Genomic DNA, 21,624 nt, shown 5'->3' with positions numbered 1-21,624 from the left:
CATCAGTGTGGTGTTCCGTTTTTTTTGATACCGGTGCGGGGTATTGTTTAAAAGAGCATTTAAAAAGTGTTTGCTGACAGCATGCACCCCTGAATGCTTTTCTGCATGGAACTCAGCAAAACAGGTAAAATCATGAGCATATGATCACGGCCTCATGAACAAACCGGACATCACAATGAATGTAACCTGCACTATTCCCTCATTTACTTTCCCGACAAAAGACACCCATAAACTCAGCCGCTACCGATGGTTTTCCGTGCTGTCCGCTGCGTTTTTATGCGTCGCCTTGTTCAGTACACCAGCCTGTGCCGGCTGGTATCAGGTACGCAATTACACCGGTTTCGTAGGCAGCTATCCCGTCCACGTCTCACTGCAAAACTATGATGAGTTAAACCGTGGAGAGGCCGGCCAGTCAAAAATTGAAGGGAGTTACTATTATGATGCACACCGGCGCCCTATCGCTTTAGTGGGTACGCGCCATGCGGATGGCAAGCTGGTTCTTTGTGAAGTGACGCCTCCCGATACTCTCGGAGACAGTCCCGTGGTGCCGAAGCCGATACCCGCACGTCCCAATCCTTGTCCGATGGAACTCAGCGTTGATAGCGGCAAAGTGACAGGGCTCTGGAATGACGGAAGAAAATCCCTGGTTATACATCTGCAAGAAGTGGCTCAACTTGATGACACGGACGACAAAAGTCAGGAGATAAAACCTGCCGGGGAAATGGAAATTCCTATGTGGTATCACACGAAAAGGTATTTATTAATAGGGATTTACCAGCAAACGCAGGATTGTAAATCTTCAATGAGAAAGCTGCGGTTCATTAATATCCGTACGGGTAAAATGGACAATGAAATGGCGTTTGAATGCGGTGCAGGTACCGTCGCTACCACCATTTTCAGGAATGTCTGGCAAGGAAGCAATGATAAGCATGTCACGATCGAATTTCCGGGTGGTTTCAACAATATGGGTGAAGACAGAGACGTTCTGACTGAGTGACTGCAGAGTGACCGGCTGCCGCAAAAGCGCAATATGAGTTACACAAAAAGCCGGTAAGGCGACTATAAGTAAGGGGTCAGGAAATTTCATTCACTGCTCTGAGCGTTCGCAAAGAGCCGAAAAGGAGTCCATATGACTGATATCGCTAAGTTACTAGGCAAAGAAGCCGATTCACTGCTGCAGCATCAATGTTCCACCATCACCGCAGATCAGCTTTATCTTCCCGGTAACGATTTTGTTGACCGCGTGATGATCGACAATAACCGCTCTCCCCGTGTGCTGGCCGCGATGCAAAATTTGTATAACACCGGGCGTTTAGCCAAAACGGGTTATCTGTCCATTTTGCCGGTGGATCAGGGCGTCGAGCACTCCGCGGGCGCTTCTTTTGCTGCCAATCCCCTGTACTTCGATCCTAAAAATATTGTCGAACTGGCGATTGAAGCAGGCTGTAACTGTGTGGCGTCCACGTATGGGGTGTTAGCGTCAGTTTCGCGCCGCTATGCCCATAAAATCCCGTTCCTGGTCAAACTCAATCATAACGAAACCCTGAGTTATCCGACGCAGTACGACCAGACATTGTATGCAAGCGTGGAACAGGCGTTCAATCTTGGAGCGCAGGCGGTGGGTGCGACGATTTATTTTGGCTCTGAACAATCTCGCCGCCAGATTGAAGAAATTTCAGCCGCTTTCGAGCGTGCGCATGAACTGGGTATGGTCACTGTTTTGTGGGCGTATCTGCGTAATCCGGCGTTTGTGAAAGACGGCAAGGATTATCATTCCAGCGCCGATTTGACCGGACAAGCCAACCATCTGGCTGCGACCATTGGCGCGGATATCGTGAAGCAGAAAATGGCGGAAAATAACGGCGGCTATAAAGCGGTGAAATTTGGTTATACCGATGAGCGCGTGTATTCCACACTGACTACCGATCACCCTATCGATCTGGTGCGTTATCAGCTGGCGAACTGTTATATGGGGCGCGCAGGTTTAATTAATTCCGGCGGTGCGGCCGGCGAAAATGATATTCAGGAATCTGTGCGTACGGCAGTTATCAATAAACGTGCGGGTGGCATGGGTCTGATTCTGGGGCGCAAGGCCTTCAAGAAATCCATGAAAGAAGGCGTTGCGTTAATAAACGCCGTGCAGGATGTTTATCTGGATAAAAAAGTCACTATTGCCTGATGTTGTTTTAGTCATATCAATTTAGCAATTTAAGCCTGCTTGCCGGAAGACGCCTTCCGGCTTTTCTGTGTATCATATTTAGAATATTTTGTTTTTAATTAACTTCAGGCAACTGTGGAGTTCGGAATTCGATATCACATTGAATTTCGACATGATTTTTCTTTTGTGCACACTGACGGATTTCTCTGGTATCTGTAATTCTCTGGCAATGTATCCCACATCATTTCCAGCATGAATCAACGCAGCAACACTGGCCTCTGTTGCAGACAGCTTCGGTTGTCTGCAGTTGGCACAATCACGCGGCAGCTGATCAGGGACACCCGTCGTGTGGTTGGCCCAGCCGCTGAACACCCGTTTTCTGATGTGTTCCAGAGAGCTTTTACGGTTTAAAAAAAGAATGTTAGTAATACACAAGGGCAGGTCCGTCACGAATGGCACTGTCCGGCAGTCATATACTGCAATAATCAGGCTTTGCGGATTACGCAGCTGAAATAATGGCTGGCAAACCGTACTCTCACCGGCGCTGAATCTTTTCACGATAATATCAGCCGTGGATATGTTGTTTGCAGTCAGATCTGACATTTGTACCGGAATTTTCTTTTCCAGAGAAAATATCTGCGTAAGGAAATTCTCCATACCATAACGATATGCCGCATTGGGATCATCAAAAATAATATTTAACATGACGGGCTTCAGCTTATTAAGATAATAAATAGCTCCTGTTATCCTCTTGCAGGCTTGCGGCTGATATTACTCAGTTACGGGCAGTGCTCAACATTTTTCGAGTCTACTTTTACACCCTAAAAAGGGTTGATTTTATGATTTTTATTATCTGGCGGTTGTTTGTCTAATCGAGAGGCAGTTGTTGTGCGTCAAACGATGTTGAGAATTTGCAGTCTCTTCTTAATTTCTTGTTTTATATGTTTTTTGTAATTATCAGCCACTTTATTCAGTAGGAAGCACTGTATCACGTCTGCCTCGCGACACTTTGTTATAAGTTGATAGATCATTCTGCGATACTTTCAGAAGAAAGACCACCCAACTTTTTGAGCCCATCTTTACGAAGAATAAATGCATGAATGCGTAGATTTGCTAATTTATTTCATAATTCCGCCGATGTAAGTTCTACCTGCTGACTCGCCTTCTTTATATCAGAAGTAATGATATGTGAAGGGAACAGGTATGAATGCGTAAAGTTGAGGTGTGGTATATTTCCACGAATGCAAGTATATGCTTGACAATTATTATGGTAAAACTGATGCTTTTACTGACTGTTTTAAACATACTTACCTTAGGGACTAGCCATGTACGAAAAATTTAAAGCGAACCATAATCCTAATAAGGTTGTAAATCACATGAATCTGTATAATAAGGCTTATGAGTTTCTCAAAAAAATCGTACAGATGTCTCCACTAATGATCATACCTTCATGTATTTTACTCTGGAGTTATTTGAATAGCATCGGTCGCTTAGACCTTTTCACTCAGAGTTTGACAAACCCAACTAATTTACTTCCACTTATTGCTTCTTTTATCTTATTCGCAGGTATTTTTCTTTTAATTATGCTGGTGCCGAGCATGCCATTCTATGTATATTATATATCAATGGATTCTGATATTTTTAAAAATATCAAAAGCCCACTAGCACTTTTACTAACACTTGTTTTTGGAATGGCATGCTTTATTTTTATTTTTTTTACATTAGTTATTTTTCTCCCTAAGAATGTTCCGTTATTCATTTGGTTGTCGATTTTAATTTTATGTTTCTTCCTTACATTGCTTTCTGTTAATAACTCACCTGGGATAAAGAAATTAATTTCGATTAGGCTGGCGGTTTTTGCTTTGTTTTTGTTTTCAATGTTGTATTCAAGTATACCTCTTGGTATTTTGATTACCTATTATGAAGCTAGTACAAATCAATCTGTCTTTTATGCATGCATCTATATTCTAGTAATGATTTTGTCAGGGTTTACTCCTGTGTCCTATTGCCTGTATCAGAAAATCAACTACAAGGTAATAAACAAAAATATTTTGATTGGTACTTTTGTATTTGCATTGGCCATCCCTATGTTGATGATAGATAATCTTTTAAGTTACTCTATAAATAAAGCCATGAGTAATATTGGTGTTTCTGACTGGCGGCCACATGCTTATTACATTAACTCGTCTCTATACGATCATGCGATGTTCCCGGCTCAATATTGGGATACGAAAGAATTTTTCAAAGGCGGTTTTTTTATTACCGCGGTTAAACCATTTGCTTTGGGAGACAGTGTATTGTTATGTCCGACATATTTAATTGAAATGCGAGATATGACTTTTAAGGAAGATTTAGATGAAGAAAAACTCAGTGAAGAAAACCACAAATTTTTGCTAAAAGACATGGCGCAAAAATGCTTTGTTTTCAGCAGTCGTGAGGTAAAACAATCAGATACAACATTCAGTAATACTTTGATGACCAAGTCGGTAGAAAAACCAGTCATAAAGCAGTGATCTGTTATCCCTGAATGCTGTTTAATTATCGGGCGTGTGGGCATTAAAGCACCCATACGCCCGGGTATTTACTCCGTCAGTACCCAGACGCTGACACTGCCCCCGGCACAGAAGAATACTGCCGATCCTTTTTCGTCAGTTTCGATGATCTCTTCGCGGTTACCCAGCAGATCATGCCATTTTTTATGGCCGAAATTATCACCCAGTTCGATGGCTTTTTCACCGGCTTCGCTGTTTGACATCACGACGACACAGCCCGGATGTTCGGCGGTACCGCTGCGGCTGAAGGCCAGACAATTCGGGTGATCAAAATAGTCGGTCTGAACGCCCCATGCGTGGGTTTGCCGCGCCTTGATCAGCGTTTCGAGTCCAGGGATCACCGGCATGTCGATGGTGTAACTGTTGCCGTCATCGCCTTCATCTTCGTAATTCGCGCCGCACAAGTCCGGATAAAAGACGATCGGCACGCCCTGCTCACGCAACAAGATCAGCGCGTAGGCCAGCGGTTTGAACCAGGGTTCAATAGGCGCTTCCAGTGACTGCAACGGCTGGGTGTCGTGGTTAGCAACCAGTGTGACGGCGTGCGCCGGATCGGCGGCTACCAGCGTATTGTCGAAAATCTGGCTCAGGTTGTAATCTGCGCCCTGCTTTGATGCGTGATGGAAGTTCAGCTGTAACGGCGCATCAAACAGCATGGTTTTGCCTTCGACCTGCTCGATATAATTTTGCAGCGTCGGAACATCATGCGACCAGTATTCCGCCACGATATAAATCGGGTCTTCAGCCTCATTCTGAACATGGTCGATCCAGTCTTTATAGAACCATGCCGGTATGTGTTTGACCGCATCCAGACGAAATCCGGTGCAACCGGTTTGTTCCAGCAGCCAGCGTGCCCAGTATTTAAGCTCCTCGCTGACGGCGTTGTTGCGAAAATCGACGTTGGCGCCCATCAGATAATCGTAATTACCGAATTCATCATCGACCTGGTCGTTCCAGCCGCCGCCAGTGTAATCGTTGACGATTTTGAAAATGCCCTGCTCATCAGGGTTTTCAATGTGATCGACACCGCTGAAGCAGTGATAATCCCAGATGAATTTCGAATACTGGCCGTTACGTGCGGCGAAAATAAAGCGAGTCCAGGCATCGGCCTCAATAATGTCGTCACTGATTTCTTCACGATTATCAATATTGACGCGGTTTACCTGTACGCGTTCTTTCTCATCCGCGCCCATTTTATGATTGAGCACCACATCGAGGATAACGCCAAGCCCGTTAGACTTCAGCGCGTCGATGGCGGCGAGTAAACCCTCTTTGTCACCATATTTAGTCGCGCGGCTTCCCTTCTGTTCAAACTCACCCAAATCAAATAAATCGTAGGTGTCATAACCGACCGAGTAACCCCCGGAATCTCCTTTATACGCAGGCGGGAGCCACACTGCGGTGATACCGGTTTGTGCCAGCCATGCGGCCTTTTCGGCGACTTCCGGCCAGAGTTGTCCACCGTCCGGGTAATACCAGTGAAAGAACTGAAACAACGTAGGATTCTGCATACAGGCTTTCCATTCAAATAACCGGGAAATGAAGTATGGAGCAGGAATGGGAAAAATGCGGCACGGAGCAAAAAAAAGCCGGTCAGCGAGGTGACCGGCTTTGAGATTACGCGGGGCAATGATCAGTTGATGTCTGGATGCTGCGCAATCAGGTTCTTTCTTTTTGATTCAAGTTCAGCAATCTGCGCGTCAATATCTTCGATTTTCTGTTCGATATTGTCGTGATGTTCCTGAAGGATTTCTTTCGCTTCTGCGCGGTCCGATGCGGCCGGCGTCGCGCCTTTCAGCGGACGGTTAGCGGTTTCTTTCATGAAGATACCCGTCACCAGACCGATGATAGCCACGACCATCAGGTAGTAGGCTGGCATATACAGGTTACCGGTAGATTCGACCAGCCAGGCGGCGATGGTCGGTGTCAGACCGGCAATCAACACGGAGATGTTGAAAGCAATCGCCAGCGCGCTGTAGCGGATGTGCGTCGGGAACATGGCCGGCAGGGTCGACGCCATGACACCGATGAAGCAGTTCAGCAATACCGCGAGGATCAGAAGCCCTGCGAAGATAAGACCGACGACGCCGCTGTTAATCAGTATGAAGCATGGAATAGCCAGAATGAACAAGCCCACGCTGCCGATGAGAACGAACGGCTTACGGCCAAAGCGGTCACTCAGCAGGCCCATAAACGGCTGGACGAACAGCATACCGACCATGATGGCGATGATAATCAGTACACCGTGATCTTCAGAGTAATGCAGGCTGTGCGACAGGTAGCTCGGCATGTACGTCAGCAACATGTAGTAAGTGACGTTAGTCGCAATCACCATCCCGACGCAGACGATCAGCGGTTTCCACTGCTTGGTCAGAATTTCACGGAAAGAGACTTTCGGCGGCTCTGCAATGTCCTTACGGGAATCGCTGTCGATTTTATCAACGTGCTGCTGGAACGTCGGGGTCTCTTCCAGCGCATGACGCAGGTAGATACCGATCAGGCCCAGCGGTGCGGCGATGAAGAACGGAATACGCCAGCCCCATTCGAGGAAGTTGGTTTCACCGACAATGCTGGAAATCAGAACAACCACACCCGCGCCGAGGATAAAACCGGCGATAGAGCCGAAGTCCAGCCAGCTGCCGAGGAAGCCACGTTTTCTGTCAGGAGAATATTCGGCAACGAAAATCGCTGCGCCGGTATATTCACCCCCGACCGAGAAGCCCTGCGCCAGTTTAGCCAGTAACAGCAAAATCGGAGCCCAGATGCCGATGGTGGCGTAACCGGGGATCAGGCCGATACAGAAGGTACTGACCGACATGATAATGATGGTGACGGATAATACTTTCTGACGGCCAAACTTATCGCCCAGCGCGCCAAAGAACAGGCCGCCCAGAGGCCTGACGAGGAACGGAACGGAGAAGGTAGCCAGTGCGGCAATCATCTGAATGCCCGGATCGGCACCCGGGAAGAAAACCTGACCCAGTGCAAAGGCGACGAAGCCGTACACACCGAAGTCGAACCACTCCATCGCGTTACCTAACGCAGCTGCAGTGATCGCCTTCTTGAGCTTGGAATCATCAATGATAGTAATGTCGTTGATTTGCATCGGTTTAACGCGTTTCTTTCTCAATCTAATCATGTACATCCCTTTTCTAAAATAACTTCACTGTGTAAAGCGTGAGGTATGTGTTCAGTACCCTTAATCTATTTTGGGTATCAATTGTTATTTACGAAACCATGACATTATAGAATGTTTTTTACAGAAGGGAAAAACGTGATCGATGTTGCATTTTCGTCAGCGATCGCCGCCAGAGCTCATCAGTAAGTGGTAATGTGTTTTCAATTTAATGAAATTGCATTTCAATTAATGAATGGAAGCCCACACACGGCTGATTTTATTGCCACTTATGAGGTGAATCATGGCGAAAGGTTCTCAGATTCAATTCAATTTCCACACCGTTCAGGACGCACAGACCGGCGCGCGCGTGACGCGTCTGACACCGCCCGATGTGCTTTGCCATCGCAACTATTTCTATCAGAAATGCTTTACCCGCGACGGCGGCAGGCTGCTGTTTGCCGGTGAGTTTGATGGCAACCGCAATTACTATCTGCTGGATCTTCAGACCCAAAAGGCGGTTCAGTTAACGGAAGGCGAAGGTGACAATACCTTCGGTGGCTTCCTTTCGCCCGACGATCAGTTTCTGTATTACGTGAAAAATGAGCGCAGTTTGCAGCGTGTAAAACTCGCCGACTTCAGCGAGCAAACCGTTTATACCGTACCGGAAGATTGGGTCGGATACGGCACCTGGGTCGCGAACAGTGAATGCACCAGTCTGGTGGGCATTGAGATCAGTCGTGAAGACTGGACACCGTTATCTGACTGGAAAATCTTTCAGGAGTTTTATCATAGTCATCCCCACTGCCGCCTGCTGCGTGTCGATCTCATTAATGGTAAGTCCCGCGTGATACACGAAAAGAATGAATGGCTCGGTCATCCGATATACCGACCTTTTGATGATAATACCGTCGCGTTCTGTCATGAAGGCCCGCATGATCTGGTAGATGCCCGCATGTGGCTGGTAAATGAGGATGGCAGCAATGTGCGCAAGGTGAAGGAGCATGCACCAGGTGAAAGCTGTACGCACGAATTCTGGGTGCCGGACGGCTCCGCGCTGATGTATGTGTCTTATCTGAAAGGCCAGCACGACCGTCATATCCGCCGCTTTGATCCGCAGACCGGTGAAGATATTTGTCTGATGACCATGCCCGCGTGTTCACACCTGATGAGCAATGAAAACGGAACGCTGCTGGTCGGCGACGGTTCCGGCACGCCGGTAGATGTGAAAGATACCGCCAGCCATACGATTGAAAACGATCCATGGCTGTATATTTTTGACGCCAAAACCCGCCAGCATGCCCCGCTTGCCGCCCATAACAGTTCATGGCGTGTGCTGGATGGCGACCGTCAGGTGACGCATCCGCACCCTTCTTTCTCGCCGGACGATCGTCACGTGCTCTTTACCACCGATTACGAAGGCCTGCCGGCGCTGTATCTGGCAGAAATTCCGGATGCCCTGCTCAGCTCGTTAAGAAAGGACTAACCGATGTTTGTATTCAAAAAAGAGATCCCCTTACAGGATTTAGGCGGCGGTGTAAGCCGCCGCGTTCTGGCCCATGACGGCAGCATGATGGCCGTCGAAGTGTATTTTGAGGAAGGTGCGGTCGGGCCGATGCATAACCATGTGCATGAGCAACTGACGTACGTGCTTTCCGGTCGCTTTAAATTCACTATCGGCGAGGAAACTCACGAAGTGACCGCGGGCGACACGTTATACAAAAAACCGTACATCATGCACGGCTGCGTGTGTCTGGAGAAAGGCGTACTTCTCGATACCTTCACACCGCAACGACAGGATTTTCTGTAACCCGTCATCTTTTTATTAAGGGTTAACCGAATAGAGCTGCATAAAAAAACCGGTGCCACATGGGCACCGGTTTTTTTGTCATCAAGAAAATGAAATCTTAGGCGAGGATTTCACGCACGAAGTTTTCGATCTCTTTGTTCTGGCAGTTCTCGAAGAAACATTTCTGGAAACGCTCACCGGTCACGGCGGTTTTCACCAGTTCCGGATCGATAGCGCGCAGCGTGTCGAGATAGTTTTCTTTCACAACCGCAGCTTTCACCTGGTTCAGAATACCGGCATTCCGCACCTGAGGTTCTTTGCGGTCAGCCGGGTAGCCCTGGCCTTTCTCGCCGGTAAAGGCTTTCTCGAAGATGAAACGCACATTGAGTTCAGCGCCCCAGCCAAAACCTTTGGCGAATGGCAGTGACAATGCGTTGCCGTTGTTGATTTGCGCGAACAGGAAAGCATCAGCCGGATCAATACAGTAACCGCAGTTAACGCCCGGATGAATGTTCAATGACATCAGTGCGCCCTGTCCGGTGCCGCAACCTGCTACAACAAAATCTACCGCTTTAGAGTTGAGCAAAATGCTGGCCATGATACCCAGATGGATGTAAGTCAGGTGGTGATCCTGCTCATCAGACATGCCTACGTTGTACACCGGATATTCTTTCTCAGATGCCACCGCGTTCAGTTCTTTCAGGATAATCGCGTTTTTAGCGGCCTGACTGTTTTCCATCATCAATGCAATTTTCATGAGATTTCCTCTTTGGGCAGCGGCGTGACCCGCTGCTGTCGGTGATTATTTAGCAATAATTGGCGTAATTAACGTGCCAGCCAGCCGCCGTCAACGGCAATCGTGTAGCCATTAATATAGTCGGATGCCGGAGAAGACAGGAAAACAACCGGCCCCATCAGATCAGATGGCAAGCCCCAGCGACCCGCAGGAATACGCCCCAGAATTTCTTCGCTGCGCGCTTCATCGGCACGGAGTTGCTGGGTGTTGTTGGTGGCCATGTAGCCCGGTGCAATGGCGTTCACATTGATATTGTGTTTCGCCCATTCGTTCGCCAGCAGACGGGTGACGCCCATCACGGCGCTTTTCGATGCAGTGTAGGAAGGTACGCGGATGCCACCCTGATAAGAAAGCATCGACGCTATGTTGATGATTTTGCCGCCCGTGCCCTGCGCGATGAATTGTTTTGCCACCGCTTGTGACATGAAAAATACCGATTTGATGTTCAGGTTCATCACGTCATCCCAGTTCTTTTCGCTGAACTCAATGGCGTCTTCACGGCGGATAATCCCGGCGTTATTGACCAGAATGTCGATATGGCCCATTTCTGCCACAGCACGTTCTAGCAGCGCAGGGATCACTTTGGTATCGCTAAGATCGGCAGTCAGGCTCAGGAAACGACGTCCTGTCGCACCTACGCGTTCGATGGTTTCGGTGGGTTCAACAATGTTGATGCCGACAATGTCACAGCCTGCTTCAGCAAGGCCAATGGCCATACCTTGTCCCAAACCGGTATCACAGCCGGTGACGACCGCGACTTTACCCTTCAGAGAAAAATTATCCAGAATCATGATGTTTCCTTTTCATAAAACGGAGGCGAATGCGCTTTTCCGTAGGATTTTTGGTTGTCGGGCTGCGCCCGGCTCCAGAGTCATGAAGGGAGTCTAGCGAGAAAATCCGCGCAACTCAACAAAATGAAACATCATTTCAATTTAGATGAACTTTGATGTCGTTTTTTGTTGGGTTGATCACGTCCTGAGAAATGCTGCTGTGCGGATGCCTGAAATGCAGATCATAACGTGAGGGGAAAAGCAGAGAGAAAGGCTTCTGAATGCGTCACGGGAATAATAAAGAGAGAGTACAAAGCCGGGGGGGACAAAAAAGAGTTCACTGCCCGGCAGGAAGCCGGGCCAGCGGTACACACTTACCGGGAGTAAGTGGAGAGAAGAATCAGTGCAGACAGCCCTGACATTCCGTGCCCATATTCAGGCCGCGGCGCCAGTCACCTGGGGTCTGACCGAACTGACGTTTGAAACTGCGTGTGAAAGACTGTTGTGAATCAAAGCCCAGCGAAATCGCCACGCTGACAATTGGCTCACCGCTGCTGGCCAGCATATCAGCAGATTTCTTCAGTTTTTTCTCACGAATGAACTCACCCATCGGTAAACCTGTGTGCTCTTTGAACATCCGCTGGAGATACCAGCGCGAATAGCCTGCACGTTTGGCAACGGTTTTAATATCCAGTCGCTCTTCCAGATTGTGATCGATCCAGTCGATCAGGTCGTGAATGAAATCCTCGGTTCTCATGGGCCATCTCCTGCTTATTTTTTTGTTTGTGCGCCCCGAGGGCGACTCGTCTTTTTATAAACTGACCTAGTTTTCGATTAAATGCAAGTTTTACTATTGCATTTAATTTGCCATTACCTGATAGTCACCCACCCCGAAGTAAACATTCTGTAAAACAGCACAGAAAGTGTAACAGTAATTCTTGCACTTTAGTAGGCGCATCCCTACAATCCCCTCGAATCAATTGTATCAGTATTTGATACATTATTGTGCTGATGAACGGCACAAGTCCCAAAAAAGTCAGATCAGGCAAAGGACGTTACCCGGCGGACAGGCCGGTGTATTGCCTGGCGGCACTTACTCACTGGAAATAAAAATAATGATGAACCTGCAAAAATCACAGGTTGTTGCACGCGGCCGCTCCGGTGGCACGCATTTGACGTTGCGTCTTTCAGGGATCGCGCTGATGGTTGCCCTGCTTGCCGGGTGTGATAACAGCGTGGCACAAAATTCGGCTCCGCCTGCCCCGCAGGTCAGTGCCGCCGATGTTTTGATTAAATCTATAAGCCAGTGGGATGCATTTAACGGACGGGTGGAAGCGGTACAAAGTGTGCAACTGCGCCCGCGGGTGTCCGGTTACATCGATAAGGTGAATTATCAGGAAGGTCAGGAAGTGAAAAAGGGTCAGGTGTTATTCACCATTGATGACCGCACTTACCGCGCCGCACAGGAACAGGCTAAGGCAGAACTGGTTCGTGCGCGTAATCAGGCCAGTCTGGCGAGAAGTGAATCGGCGCGTACCGAAGCGCTGATGGGCACTCAGGCGGTATCAAAAGAAATCGCCGAGCAGCGCCGCTCCGCCGCATCTCAGGCGCAGTCAGATGTACTGGCTGCTCAGGCACAGCTGGACATGGCACAGCTTAATCTTGATTTCACCCGCGTAATTTCGCCTATTGATGGTCGCGCCAGCCGCGCGATGATCACATCAGGAAATCTGGTGACCGCTGGAGACAGCGCCAGTGTGCTGACGACGCTGGTTTCGCTCGATACCGTTTATGTCTATTTCGATGTAGATGAAGGCACTTTCCTGCGTTATCAGGCTCTGGCCCGCGATGGAAAATTCAATGATAACCCGCAAAATCGTTTGCCGGTTCATGTGGGTTTAGTCGGCGAAAACGGTTATCCGCATCAGGGTGTGGTGGATTTCACCGATAACCAGCTCAATTCCGGTACCGGCACCATCCGCATGCGCGCCCTGCTTGATAACCGTGACCGTACTTTCACACCGGGATTATTCGCACGTGTTCAGATGCCGGGCAGCGCGCAGTTCAGCGCCGTGCTGGTGGATGATAAAGCCGTGCTGACCGATCAGGATCGCAAGTTTGTGTATGTGGTCGATAAAGACGGTAAAGCCCAGCGTCGCGATGTGGAAGTCGGCAGGATGTCAGGTGGATTGCGCATTGTGCAAAAAGGTCTGCAAGCCGGTGACCGGGTGATCATCGATGGTGTGCAGAAAGTCTTTATGCCGGGAATGCCGGTGAATGCCAAAACGGTCAGCATGGCCGCCAATGTTGCCGCTCCTTCTCCTGCTGCCGTTCAATAAAAGAGAATCCTGACTCATGGACTTTTCCCGTTTTTTCATCGACCGGCCTATTTTTGCGGCTGTTTTGTCGATTTTGATTTTGGTCACCGGCGCAATTGCAATCCCGTTGCTGCCGGTCAGTGAATATCCCAATGTCGTTCCACCAAGCGTGCAGGTGCGCGCCGAATATCCGGGTGCCAACCCGAAAGTGATTGCTGAAACCGTGGCGACGCCGCTGGAAGAAGCCATCAACGGCGTAGAAAACATGGTGTACATGAAATCTGTCGCCGGTTCTGACGGCGTGCTGGTGACGACAGTCACCTTCCGTCCGGGTACCGATCCGGATCAGGCACAGGTTCAGGTACAAAACCGTGTGGCGCAGGCGGAAGCACGTCTTCCTGAAGATGTGCGTCGCCAGGGAGTGACCACTCAGAAACAATCGCCGACATTAACGCTGGTGGTGCATCTGGTGTCCCCTTCCGGCAAATATGATTCCCTGTATCTGAGCAACTACGCCACGCTGAAGGTGAAAGATGAGCTGGCGCGTTTACCGGGTGTCGGGCAGATCCAGATTTTTGGTGCCGGCGAATATGCCATGCGAGTATGGCTTGACCCGAACAAAGTTGCGGCCCGTGGCCTGACGGCGTCGGATGTGGTGAAAGCCATGCAGGAGCAGAACGTGCAGGTTTCTGCCGGTCAGCTTGGCGCAGAGCCAATGCCAAAAGACAGTGATTATCTGCTGTCTATCAATGCGCAGGGGCGTCTTAAAGACGAAGACGAGTTCGGCAAAATCATCCTGAAAAGCGGTGATAATGGTGAAATCGTTCGTCTGAGGGATGTCGCGCGTATCGAAATGGGCTCCGGCAGTTATGCGCTGCGCTCGCAGCTGAATAATAAAGATGCTGTGGGCATTGGTATTTTCCAGTCACCTGGCGCCAACGCCATTGATTTGTCTGACGCGGTGCGCGCCAAGATGAACGAACTGGCCACCCGCTTCCCGGAAGGCATGACCTGGCGGGCGCCGTATGATCCGACGGTGTTTGTGCGTGATTCGATCAGCGCCGTTGTCCATACGCTGCTCGAAGCCGTGGTGCTGGTGGTGCTGGTGGTTATCTTATTCCTGCAAACCTGGCGCGCGTCGATCATTCCATTACTGGCCGTACCGATTTCAGTCATCGGGACGTTCAGTATTTTGTATCTGCTCGGATTCTCGCTCAATACGTTAAGCCTGTTCGGGCTGGTGCTGGCGATAGGGATAGTCGTCGATGACGCCATTGTGGTGGTGGAAAACGTCGAGCGAAATATCGAGGAAGGACTTGCTCCGCGTGACGCCGCGCATCAGGCGATGCGGGAAGTTTCCGGACCGATCATTGCGATTGCGCTGGTGTTGTGTGCAGTCTTTGTGCCAATGGCGTTTCTCTCCGGCGTAACCGGCCAGTTCTACAAGCAATTTGCGGTGACTATCGCGATTTCTACCGTGATTTCCGCCATCAACTCGCTGACGCTCTCCCCTGCGCTGGCGGCACTGTTGCTCAAAGCGCATGGCGCGCCGAAAGACATGCCGTCACGTTTGATCGACCGTCTGTTCGGCTGGATTTTCCGTCCGTTCAACCGTTTCTTTAATGCCAGTTCTCATCGTTATCAGAATGCGGTGTCAAAAACGCTTGGGCGTCGTGGTGCTGTCTTTGGTGTTTACGTTCTGCTGTTGTGTGCGGCAGCGTTTATGTTCAAAGCGGTGCCGGGCGGCTTTATTCCGACGCAGGATAAACTGTATCTGATCGCCGGTGTGAAGATGCCTGAAGGAGCTTCGCTGTCGCGCACTGACGCGGTGATCCGCAAAATCAGCGCCCTGGGACTGAGTACTGACGGGGTGATTGATGCGGTGGCCTTCCCCGGTCTGAATGCGCTGCAGTTCACTAACACGCCAAATACCGGCACGGTGTTCTTCGCGCTTAAGCCACTGAGCGAACGTACCCGAACGGCGGCGGAGATTAACGCGGAAATCAACGCCAAGATCTCGCAGATTCAGGAAGGTTTTGCCTTCTCGATTATGCCACCGCCAATCCTCGGATTAGGTCAGGGTTCAGGTTATTCACTGTATGTGCAGGATCGCGCAGGACTAGGCTATGGCGCGTTGCAGACGGCGATCAATACGATGTCCGGTGCGATTATGCAGACGCCTGGAATGGGTTATCCGATTTCCTCTTACCAGGCCAACGTGCCTCAGCTGGATGCGCATATTGACCGCGATAAGGCTAAGGCTCAGGGCGTATCCCTTGATGATCTGTTCAGCACGTTGCAGGTTTATCTCGGGTCGTCGTATATCAATGACTTCAACCGTTTTGGACGTACCTGGAAAGTCATGGCGCAGGCCGATGGTCAGTTCCGTGACAGCGTGGAAGATATCGCCAATCTGCGTACACGTAACGATAAAGGCGAAATGGTGCCAATCGGCAGTATGCTGAATATCACCACCACGTACGGACCTGATCCGGTGATCCGCTATAACGGTTACCCGGCGGCAGACCTGATTGGCGACGCTGATCCGCGCGTGCTGTCTTCTGCACAGGCGATGACGGAGCTGACCGCGATGTCTAAAAATTTGCTGCCGAACGGGATGAATATCGAGTGGACCGATCTGAGTTATCAGCAATCGACACAAGGAAATGCGGCGCTGATCGTGTTCCCGATGTCGGTATTGCTGGCGTTTCTGGTGCTGGCGGCCTTGTATGAAAGCTGGACGCTGCCGCTGGCGGTCATTCTGATTGTTCCGATGACCATGCTGTCTGCGCTGTTCGGCGTCTGGCTGACCGGTGGCGATAACAACGTGTTCGTGCAGGTCGGGCTGGTGGTGCTGATGGGGCTTGCCTGTAAGAACGCGATTCTTATCGTCGAATTCGCCCGTGAGCTGGAAATACAGGGCAAAGGGATTATTGAATCGGCCCTTGAGGCATGTCGTCTGCGTCTGCGACCTATCGTGATGACGTCAATTGCGTTCATCGCAGGGACCATACCGCTGATCCTGGGACACGGTGCCGGCGCGGAAGTACGCGGAGTGACGGGGATTACCGTGTTCTCCGGTATGCTGGGCGTAACGTTGTTCGGGCTGTTCCTGACGCCGGTATTCTATGTGGCGCTGCGAAAGCTGGTGACGCGTAAGAAAGTCGTCGTGGAAACACAAACTGCCTGATCTGAAAATCAGAATGCAAAAAGCCGGGAAAATATCCCGGCTTTTTTTTGTGCTTGTTTTTGGTTTTCGCGGAAGAAACGTTGAACGCTATTTAGAGCAGGCCGAACCTTCTGAATACTCCGCGGCTAAGTCCTTGGTGCATTTGTATTTGCCACCGCGCTCAAATTCCGCCAAAGCATCTGCGACCGTGTGGCGCGCCAGAACCTGAAAGGAGGCTTCTTCTGCTTCGTTAACGATATTTTTGAAATACGTACAAGCATTGGCACTGACAACACAACGGGCAGGAACATCAGGACGAGCGGCCCACAGGCGCTTGTCTTCTATCACCGCGCAATAAATATCACGCAGGGAAATTTCTTCTGCCGGACGACCCAGAGTGATCGAGCCAGTGCGGCCAAGCGTGGAAACGATAATGCCGTGTTGCGTCAGCGGCACCATCAGTTTGCGGATAAAACTGGAGTTGGCTTCCAGACCCGTTGCTAAAATCGCACTGGTGCAGCGCTGTTCAGCCTTTTGGGACTGAGCGATACAAAACACCATCTGCATTGCTGTCGGAAAGCGATAATCTAACATGTCATTGTCCTGAGAAACCAAGTCTTAGGTTAAGCACCCTATCACAGAGGAATTACCCTGTCCGTGATCTGGTCAATAATATAACAAAAACACACGCCGTTGTACATGCGATTTATCAATACATTTCAATCATGTAGGGCACGAATCGCTTAATAAATAGCCCTGTTAAATTCCCCTTTTCACCTCTTTAAATTCAAGCGCTTGTAAGAAAATCCAGTAGGATCAGGCAAGAGTTTGTGGGATTTTTAAGCGGAAATAGTCTCTGCTACTTAACCAAAATATATCACCACGTTCATCACACCCCTTTCTGGCTGCCGCGATACTCCTGTATGCGTATTTATGGTACAAAGTATCAGCTATTCACTTACCCTTCAGAGACGCGCAATGGCCTTCTCCATCGACATTATTTCCTGCATCACCGACCGCTTTGTGGAGCTTACCGCGACGGAAAAGCGTATCGCGCAATTTATTCTGGATGACGTGCAGTTTGCCTCCACGCTGCCGATTGCAGAAATGGCGCATCTTACCGGGACAAGCCAGGCGTCGGTCACCCGCTTTGCGCGCGCTATCGGCTGCAAAGATGTGCGTGAACTGAAAGTAAAACTCGCGCAGTCACTGGCGGTAGGTCAGCGTTTTATTCTGGACGTGCCGGATTTGGACGGCGTTCAGGGGATCTACGAAACAATCATTAATGTGCTTGACATCAACCGGCGCGCACTCAACCCGGATTCACTCAAAAAAGTGGTCGGATGGCTCAGTAATGCCCGGCAAATTCTGGCAATTGGCATGGGCGGTGGCTCAACGATTTGCGCTCAGGAAGTCCAGTACCGCCTGTTCCGCCTTGGCCTGCCGGTGGTGAGCCAGAGCGATGGCCTGCTGGTGCGTATGATGTGCTCAGCCGTTGCGCCAAACGATGTGGTACTTGCGCTCTCGCTGGGAGGTTACACCCCGGAAATCATTGAGAGTGTGGCGATAGCCCGGCAGTACGGGGCCAAAGTCATCGCCATTACTACGCAGGATTCCCCCCTGGGGGCCAATGCCGACATCGTGCTGCCGCTGATCGTGCGGGAAAATGACTACATTTTTAAGCCAAGTACTTCACGCTACGCCATGCTGGCGATGATTGATGTGCTGGCCACCGAACTGGCGATGGCCAACAAAACACAGGCAAAAGACCGTCTGAGACGCATTAAGCTTGCGCTTGACGGGCATCGGGGCGGCGTGGACCGCCAGCCGTTGGGGGATTAGGAAAAGGTGACGTGCGCTTATCAGGGTTTTAACTACGCCATGCTGCCATAAACCGCCGTGCCTGAAGGCGGGTGGTTTCGACATCCTGACCAGCACGATACAGATCGCCGCCGAGCCCTGCCCCGGCACAACCGGCACGTAAATATTCCGCCAGATTTTCCGGCGTGACCCCTCCCACCGCCAGCACCGGGACTTCCGGCGGTAACACCGCCTTCAGGGAGGAAATGTACGCCGGTCCGAATGCCGCCGAGGGGAAAATCTTCAGCCATTGTGCCCCGGCTTCCAGAGCGGTAAACGCTTCGGTAGCGGTGGCGCAACCGGCACAAACCCACATTCCGGCATCGACAGCCCGACGGATCACCCTGGGCTGCGTATTCGGCGTCACCACCAGCTTTGCCCCGATCTTTGCCAGAAAATCAACCTGTTCAACCTTCAGCACCGTTCCCGCTCCGATGCACGCCGAGTCGCCGTAACGCGTGACCATTTCAGCGATACTTTTCTGCCAGTCCGGCGAGTTCAGCGGGATCTCAATGTAGCGGAAGCCCTCTTCAATCAGTGCGCCGACATGATCAATGGTCTCGTGAGGATAAATGCCGCGCAAAATCGCGACCAAAAGTTTAGCGTCGTGCATCAAGAATGCTCCTTATTCCCTGCTGGAAAGCGGTGTCACCCGCAATTTCATTCACCGTTATGCCCGCCTGCTCACAGGCCAGCCAGTAACGACGACACAGCGATTCACTCCCGACCAGAGTGACCTGACTGACGGATAATTCACTGCGCATTGCCTCCACTTCCGCACCAATCAGCAGCCCGGACAACCAGTCGCCGACCGATCCCGGATCCAGTTCCCCAAGTACCCGCCGCGCACGCGCTTCAAACAGCCTGTTCACTAATGCGGGCGATTCCAGCCCGCGTTGCAGGCCAGCTTCAAACGCCCGGTCATCATCGTGCTGTGAAGTTAAGCCTCTGCCAATCAGGGAATGCTGCATCAGCAGGTGATACAGTTCGCCCGTCATCGCCGTGGTGAACCCGCTGAGCGCCCCCTCTGCTACCTGCACCCATTTGCTGTGCGTACCGGGCAGAACGTAACAGGTGTCAGGCGCCAACTGCATCGCGCCGAGCAACTGTGTTTCTTCACCGCGCATGACGTTGTGCGGCGTATTCAGGCCCGGCACAATCCAGATCTGCGGGGCGACCTCAAAAAGTTGCGCGCTCAATGTTTGTAACGACACCGGGCAAGCCAGATAAGGCACCGTGTGCCAGCCTGCATCGCTGCCGACCATGCCGGCCATTAGCACGGGAAGAACTTCCTTACCACGCCACGGCTGGATATATTGCGCGAATACCTCACGGACGGTTTGATCCACCAGCCGGCTGATGCCATAAGGTAGTTGCAGGCTATCCGCGCACTGCCCGTCCAGGTATAACCAGGCGCGCAGATGCGATGATCCCCAGTCAACGGCAATATAATCCCCGCTCATCGTGCACTCCCGGTCGCGTGTTTGCCCAACGGCACCGGTACCGGCTCAGGCTGGCTTTCGCGTTCGCGGGTTATCATCTCCAGTGCCTCTTCGCGGCTCATTTTGTTGGCCGGTGTTACCAGCGTCACGACCAGCGCGCAGCCCAGACTCATCAACACAGACGGCACCACCGGGTTACCCCAGAAACTCATCCAGCTGTCGTTTACCAGCATCGCCAGTGAGGTCCCGGCGCCGCCAATCAGCGCAGCTATCGCACCCTGCCAGTTAAAACGTATCCAGAATCGCCCCAGTATTGAGCAGATAAACAGGCCGGACATGATCATCGAAATCATTTTGGTGATGTAGCTGATGATGTCGTTGGAGGTCAGCGCGAAGATCAGTGCCAGCCCGATCACCAGCACGAGGGAAATACGCGACATGCGGATGGCCTTTTCTGGTGCAGGCATATGACCGGTGATCAGAGTGTAAAGGTCACGCAGCATGATAGAGACGGCGGCAATCGCGTCAGAACTGCCCGAAGACATGTTGGCTGACATTCCCGCAATCAGCACTGCCATTCCCAGCACAGGTGGCAAAACTTGGGTGGCGAACAGGAAGGCAAAGCCGCTGTTTGCCAGTGCCGGATTCATCGTGTAAGCGGCCATACCAATGATCGCGGGCAGGAAGGAGAAGCCCAGATAGAGCAAACCGGTGATCACAAAGGATTTACGCACCGTGCCCACGTTTTTGGCGGAATAAATACGCTGGCGGTAGGAAGGCGTGGCCAGTACCCCGACGCCAATTACCATTGCCAGAGAAAAAGCAGGCAGGATGCCGAGTTTATCCACCCCGAACAGACTTTGTTTTGCCGGATCGACGGCCTGCTGGATATGGCTCCAGCCACCAACGTGATGTACCGCCAGCGCTGCCATCAGGATAAAACCGATAAACAGAATTAACGACTGCACGGTATCAATCCATACCACTGCGGAATATCCACCAATACCGACATAAACCACAAAGGCTGCTGCAATAATAATTTTCGCCGTATTAATATCAATTCCGCTTGCCCATGACAGATATAATCCGCCGCCAAGAATATGCGCCCCAAGCCAGCCAATAGATGCAATAAAGATTAATATCGCCACGACATTCTTAATGATTCTATTGCCGCCAGTGTAATAAGAGATCTCTTCGCTCATAGTCATAAAACGCATTTTACGCACCGGCGCAAACAACCAGGCCAGCAGCAGAATACCTACCGCGCCGCCCAGACCATACAGCATGCCGGCCCAGCCGTTGGTGTAACCGAAGCCCACCGCGCCGACGCTCGACCCCGTACCGACCATCGTGCCTACGGTGGATCCCAGCGTCAAAATTAAGGGTAATGAACGTCCGCCTAATAAAAAGTCATCGCCATTTTTCTGATTACGTGACACATACCAGCCTAGTGTAATCATGGCGCATGCATATATTGCAAACCAAATAAGAAAAGAATAATTATTCATGGCTCACTTCCAGATTAATTAAGTTGCAATGGCTCCCTGAAAAAAGACAAAGAAAGCCCGTTGGCACGTTCGTAGCGCACCTGAATTATTTATAAATATCTTTTATTAGGCCGGATGCACGCAGAGGACATCCGGCCTGATTACGGA

18 protein-coding genes are annotated in these 21,624 nt (G+C 50.7%); 8 read left to right on the top strand and 10 right to left on the bottom strand.

The window, feature by feature from the left end:
• Positions 1-154: 154 nt before the first annotated feature.
• Together J1778_RS14375 and fbaB are read left to right on the top strand one after the other, a co-directional pair.
• Positions 155-997, top strand: coding sequence for a hypothetical protein (locus J1778_RS14375; RefSeq protein ID WP_217173742.1), 843 nt, complete (start codon positions 155-157; stop codon positions 995-997).
• A gap of 132 nt (positions 998-1,129) precedes the next feature.
• Positions 1,130-2,179, top strand: a complete 1,050-nt coding sequence (gene fbaB, locus J1778_RS14370) for a class I fructose-bisphosphate aldolase (protein WP_217173741.1) — start codon at positions 1,130-1,132, stop codon at positions 2,177-2,179.
• A 78-nt stretch (positions 2,180-2,257) separates the two neighbouring features.
• On the opposite strand, the gene J1778_RS14365 is transcribed toward fbaB, so the two are convergent.
• Positions 2,258-2,863 carry a helix-turn-helix transcriptional regulator gene (locus tag J1778_RS14365; protein ID WP_217173740.1) on the bottom strand — a complete coding sequence of 202 codons (606 nt, stop codon included), beginning with the start codon at positions 2,861-2,863 and terminating at the stop codon, positions 2,258-2,260.
• Between the two features lie 620 nt (positions 2,864-3,483).
• Here J1778_RS14365 and J1778_RS14360 point away from each other — a divergent pair.
• The gene (locus tag J1778_RS14360) at positions 3,484-4,671 is read left to right on the top strand and encodes an energy-coupling factor transporter transmembrane component T family protein (protein ID WP_217173739.1); all 1,188 of its coding nucleotides are present in this window, start codon (positions 3,484-3,486) and stop codon (positions 4,669-4,671) included.
• A 68-nt stretch (positions 4,672-4,739) separates the two neighbouring features.
• On the opposite strand, the gene amyA is transcribed toward J1778_RS14360, so the two are convergent.
• Entirely contained in the window at positions 4,740-6,221 is a 1,482-nt protein-coding gene (gene amyA, locus J1778_RS14355) for an alpha-amylase (protein WP_217173738.1), read from the bottom strand.
• A gap of 122 nt (positions 6,222-6,343) precedes the next feature.
• Positions 6,344-7,846, bottom strand: a complete 1,503-nt coding sequence (proP, locus tag J1778_RS14350) for a glycine betaine/L-proline transporter ProP (protein WP_217173962.1) — start codon at positions 7,844-7,846, stop codon at positions 6,344-6,346.
• A gap of 283 nt (positions 7,847-8,129) precedes the next feature.
• Here proP and J1778_RS14345 point away from each other — a divergent pair, with 283 nt between their 5' ends.
• Positions 8,130-9,311, top strand: coding sequence for an oligogalacturonate lyase family protein (locus tag J1778_RS14345; protein ID WP_217173737.1), 1,182 nt, complete (start codon positions 8,130-8,132; stop codon positions 9,309-9,311).
• A gap of 3 nt (positions 9,312-9,314) precedes the next feature.
• Positions 9,315-9,635: a cupin domain-containing protein gene (locus J1778_RS14340; RefSeq protein ID WP_217173736.1), complete on the top strand. Its 321-nt coding sequence runs from the start codon at positions 9,315-9,317 to the stop codon at positions 9,633-9,635.
• Between the two features lie 97 nt (positions 9,636-9,732).
• Here J1778_RS14340 and J1778_RS14335 read toward each other — a convergent pair whose 3' ends face one another.
• The 3 genes from J1778_RS14335 to J1778_RS14325 all read right to left on the bottom strand — a co-directional run bounded on the left by J1778_RS14335 (position 9,733) and on the right by J1778_RS14325 (position 11,937).
• Positions 9,733-10,371 (bottom strand): RpiB/LacA/LacB family sugar-phosphate isomerase, encoded by a 639-nt coding sequence (locus tag J1778_RS14335; protein WP_120508856.1) that lies wholly within the window; start codon positions 10,369-10,371, stop codon positions 9,733-9,735.
• 68 nt (positions 10,372-10,439) lie between these two features.
• Positions 10,440-11,201 (bottom strand): 2-dehydro-3-deoxy-D-gluconate 5-dehydrogenase KduD, encoded by a 762-nt coding sequence (gene kduD / locus J1778_RS14330; RefSeq protein ID WP_217173735.1) that lies wholly within the window; start codon positions 11,199-11,201, stop codon positions 10,440-10,442.
• 379 nt (positions 11,202-11,580) lie between these two features.
• Positions 11,581-11,937: a helix-turn-helix domain-containing protein gene (locus J1778_RS14325; protein ID WP_217173734.1), complete on the bottom strand. Its 357-nt coding sequence runs from the start codon at positions 11,935-11,937 to the stop codon at positions 11,581-11,583.
• A gap of 361 nt (positions 11,938-12,298) precedes the next feature.
• On the opposite strand from J1778_RS14325, the gene J1778_RS14320 reads away from it, so the two are divergent.
• Positions 12,299-13,519 (top strand): efflux RND transporter periplasmic adaptor subunit, encoded by a 1,221-nt coding sequence (locus J1778_RS14320; protein WP_420804085.1) that lies wholly within the window; start codon positions 12,299-12,301, stop codon positions 13,517-13,519.
• Between the two features lie 16 nt (positions 13,520-13,535).
• Positions 13,536-16,688, top strand: a complete 3,153-nt coding sequence (oqxB, locus tag J1778_RS14315; RefSeq protein WP_217173733.1) for a multidrug efflux RND transporter permease subunit OqxB — start codon at positions 13,536-13,538, stop codon at positions 16,686-16,688.
• Positions 16,689-16,775: 87 nt separating this feature from the next.
• Here oqxB and J1778_RS14310 read toward each other — a convergent pair whose 3' ends face one another.
• Positions 16,776-17,261 carry an RrF2 family transcriptional regulator gene (locus J1778_RS14310; RefSeq protein WP_217173732.1) on the bottom strand — a complete coding sequence of 162 codons (486 nt, stop codon included), beginning with the start codon at positions 17,259-17,261 and terminating at the stop codon, positions 16,776-16,778.
• A 384-nt stretch (positions 17,262-17,645) separates the two neighbouring features.
• Between J1778_RS14310 and J1778_RS14305 the strand changes: the two genes are divergently transcribed.
• Positions 17,646-18,509 (top strand): MurR/RpiR family transcriptional regulator, encoded by an 864-nt coding sequence (locus J1778_RS14305; protein WP_217173731.1) that lies wholly within the window; start codon positions 17,646-17,648, stop codon positions 18,507-18,509.
• Between the two features lie 28 nt (positions 18,510-18,537).
• On the opposite strand, the gene J1778_RS14300 is transcribed toward J1778_RS14305, so the two are convergent.
• The 3 genes from J1778_RS14300 to J1778_RS14290 are packed head-to-tail and all read right to left on the bottom strand — an operon-like array spanning position 18,538 to position 21,477.
• Positions 18,538-19,140, bottom strand: a complete 603-nt coding sequence (locus J1778_RS14300; RefSeq protein ID WP_217173730.1) for a 2-dehydro-3-deoxy-6-phosphogalactonate aldolase — start codon at positions 19,138-19,140, stop codon at positions 18,538-18,540.
• On the bottom strand, positions 19,127-19,990 hold the full coding sequence (locus J1778_RS14295) for a 2-dehydro-3-deoxygalactonokinase (RefSeq protein WP_217173729.1): 864 nt from the start codon (positions 19,988-19,990) through the stop codon (positions 19,127-19,129). The genes J1778_RS14300 and J1778_RS14295 overlap by 14 nt, the downstream gene beginning before the upstream one ends.
• Positions 19,987-21,477: a sodium:solute symporter family protein gene (locus tag J1778_RS14290; RefSeq protein WP_217173728.1), complete on the bottom strand. Its 1,491-nt coding sequence runs from the start codon at positions 21,475-21,477 to the stop codon at positions 19,987-19,989. The genes J1778_RS14295 and J1778_RS14290 overlap by 4 nt, the downstream gene beginning before the upstream one ends.
• Positions 21,478-21,624: the final 147 nt, after the last annotated feature.

It is taken from the genome of Rahnella bonaserana, from assembly GCF_019049675.1.
Taxonomy (GTDB): Bacteria; Pseudomonadota; Gammaproteobacteria; order Enterobacterales; family Enterobacteriaceae; genus Rahnella; species Rahnella bonaserana.
The sequence above is the reverse complement of the archived record's forward strand: the minus strand, read 5'-3'. Positions and strand labels throughout refer to the sequence as shown.

What these genes read in the sequence shown, in the direction of transcription:
- J1778_RS14375 (WP_217173742.1), top strand. Translation starts at nt 155, where the DNA reads ATGAACAAACCGGACATCACAATGAATGTAACCTGCACTATTCCCTCA.
- fbaB (WP_217173741.1), top strand. Translation starts at nt 1,130, where the DNA reads ATGACTGATATCGCTAAGTTACTAGGCAAAGAAGCCGATTCACTGCTG.
- J1778_RS14365 (WP_217173740.1), bottom strand. Translation starts at nt 2,863, where the DNA reads ATGTTAAATATTATTTTTGATGATCCCAATGCGGCATATCGTTATGGT.
- J1778_RS14360 (WP_217173739.1), top strand. Translation starts at nt 3,484, where the DNA reads ATGTACGAAAAATTTAAAGCGAACCATAATCCTAATAAGGTTGTAAAT.
- amyA (WP_217173738.1), bottom strand. Translation starts at nt 6,221, where the DNA reads ATGCAGAATCCTACGTTGTTTCAGTTCTTTCACTGGTATTACCCGGAC.
- J1778_RS14345 (WP_217173737.1), top strand. Translation starts at nt 8,130, where the DNA reads ATGGCGAAAGGTTCTCAGATTCAATTCAATTTCCACACCGTTCAGGAC.
- J1778_RS14340 (WP_217173736.1), top strand. Translation starts at nt 9,315, where the DNA reads ATGTTTGTATTCAAAAAAGAGATCCCCTTACAGGATTTAGGCGGCGGT.
- J1778_RS14335 (WP_120508856.1), bottom strand. Translation starts at nt 10,371, where the DNA reads ATGAAAATTGCATTGATGATGGAAAACAGTCAGGCCGCTAAAAACGCG.
- kduD (WP_217173735.1), bottom strand. Translation starts at nt 11,201, where the DNA reads ATGATTCTGGATAATTTTTCTCTGAAGGGTAAAGTCGCGGTCGTCACC.
- J1778_RS14325 (WP_217173734.1), bottom strand. Translation starts at nt 11,937, where the DNA reads ATGAGAACCGAGGATTTCATTCACGACCTGATCGACTGGATCGATCAC.
- J1778_RS14320 (WP_420804085.1), top strand. Translation starts at nt 12,299, where the DNA reads ATGAACCTGCAAAAATCACAGGTTGTTGCACGCGGCCGCTCCGGTGGC.
- oqxB (WP_217173733.1), top strand. Translation starts at nt 13,536, where the DNA reads ATGGACTTTTCCCGTTTTTTCATCGACCGGCCTATTTTTGCGGCTGTT.
- J1778_RS14310 (WP_217173732.1), bottom strand. Translation starts at nt 17,261, where the DNA reads ATGTTAGATTATCGCTTTCCGACAGCAATGCAGATGGTGTTTTGTATC.
- J1778_RS14305 (WP_217173731.1), top strand. Translation starts at nt 17,646, where the DNA reads ATGGCCTTCTCCATCGACATTATTTCCTGCATCACCGACCGCTTTGTG.
- J1778_RS14300 (WP_217173730.1), bottom strand. Translation starts at nt 19,140, where the DNA reads ATGCACGACGCTAAACTTTTGGTCGCGATTTTGCGCGGCATTTATCCT.
- J1778_RS14295 (WP_217173729.1), bottom strand. Translation starts at nt 19,990, where the DNA reads ATGAGCGGGGATTATATTGCCGTTGACTGGGGATCATCGCATCTGCGC.
- J1778_RS14290 (WP_217173728.1), bottom strand. Translation starts at nt 21,477, where the DNA reads ATGAATAATTATTCTTTTCTTATTTGGTTTGCAATATATGCATGCGCC.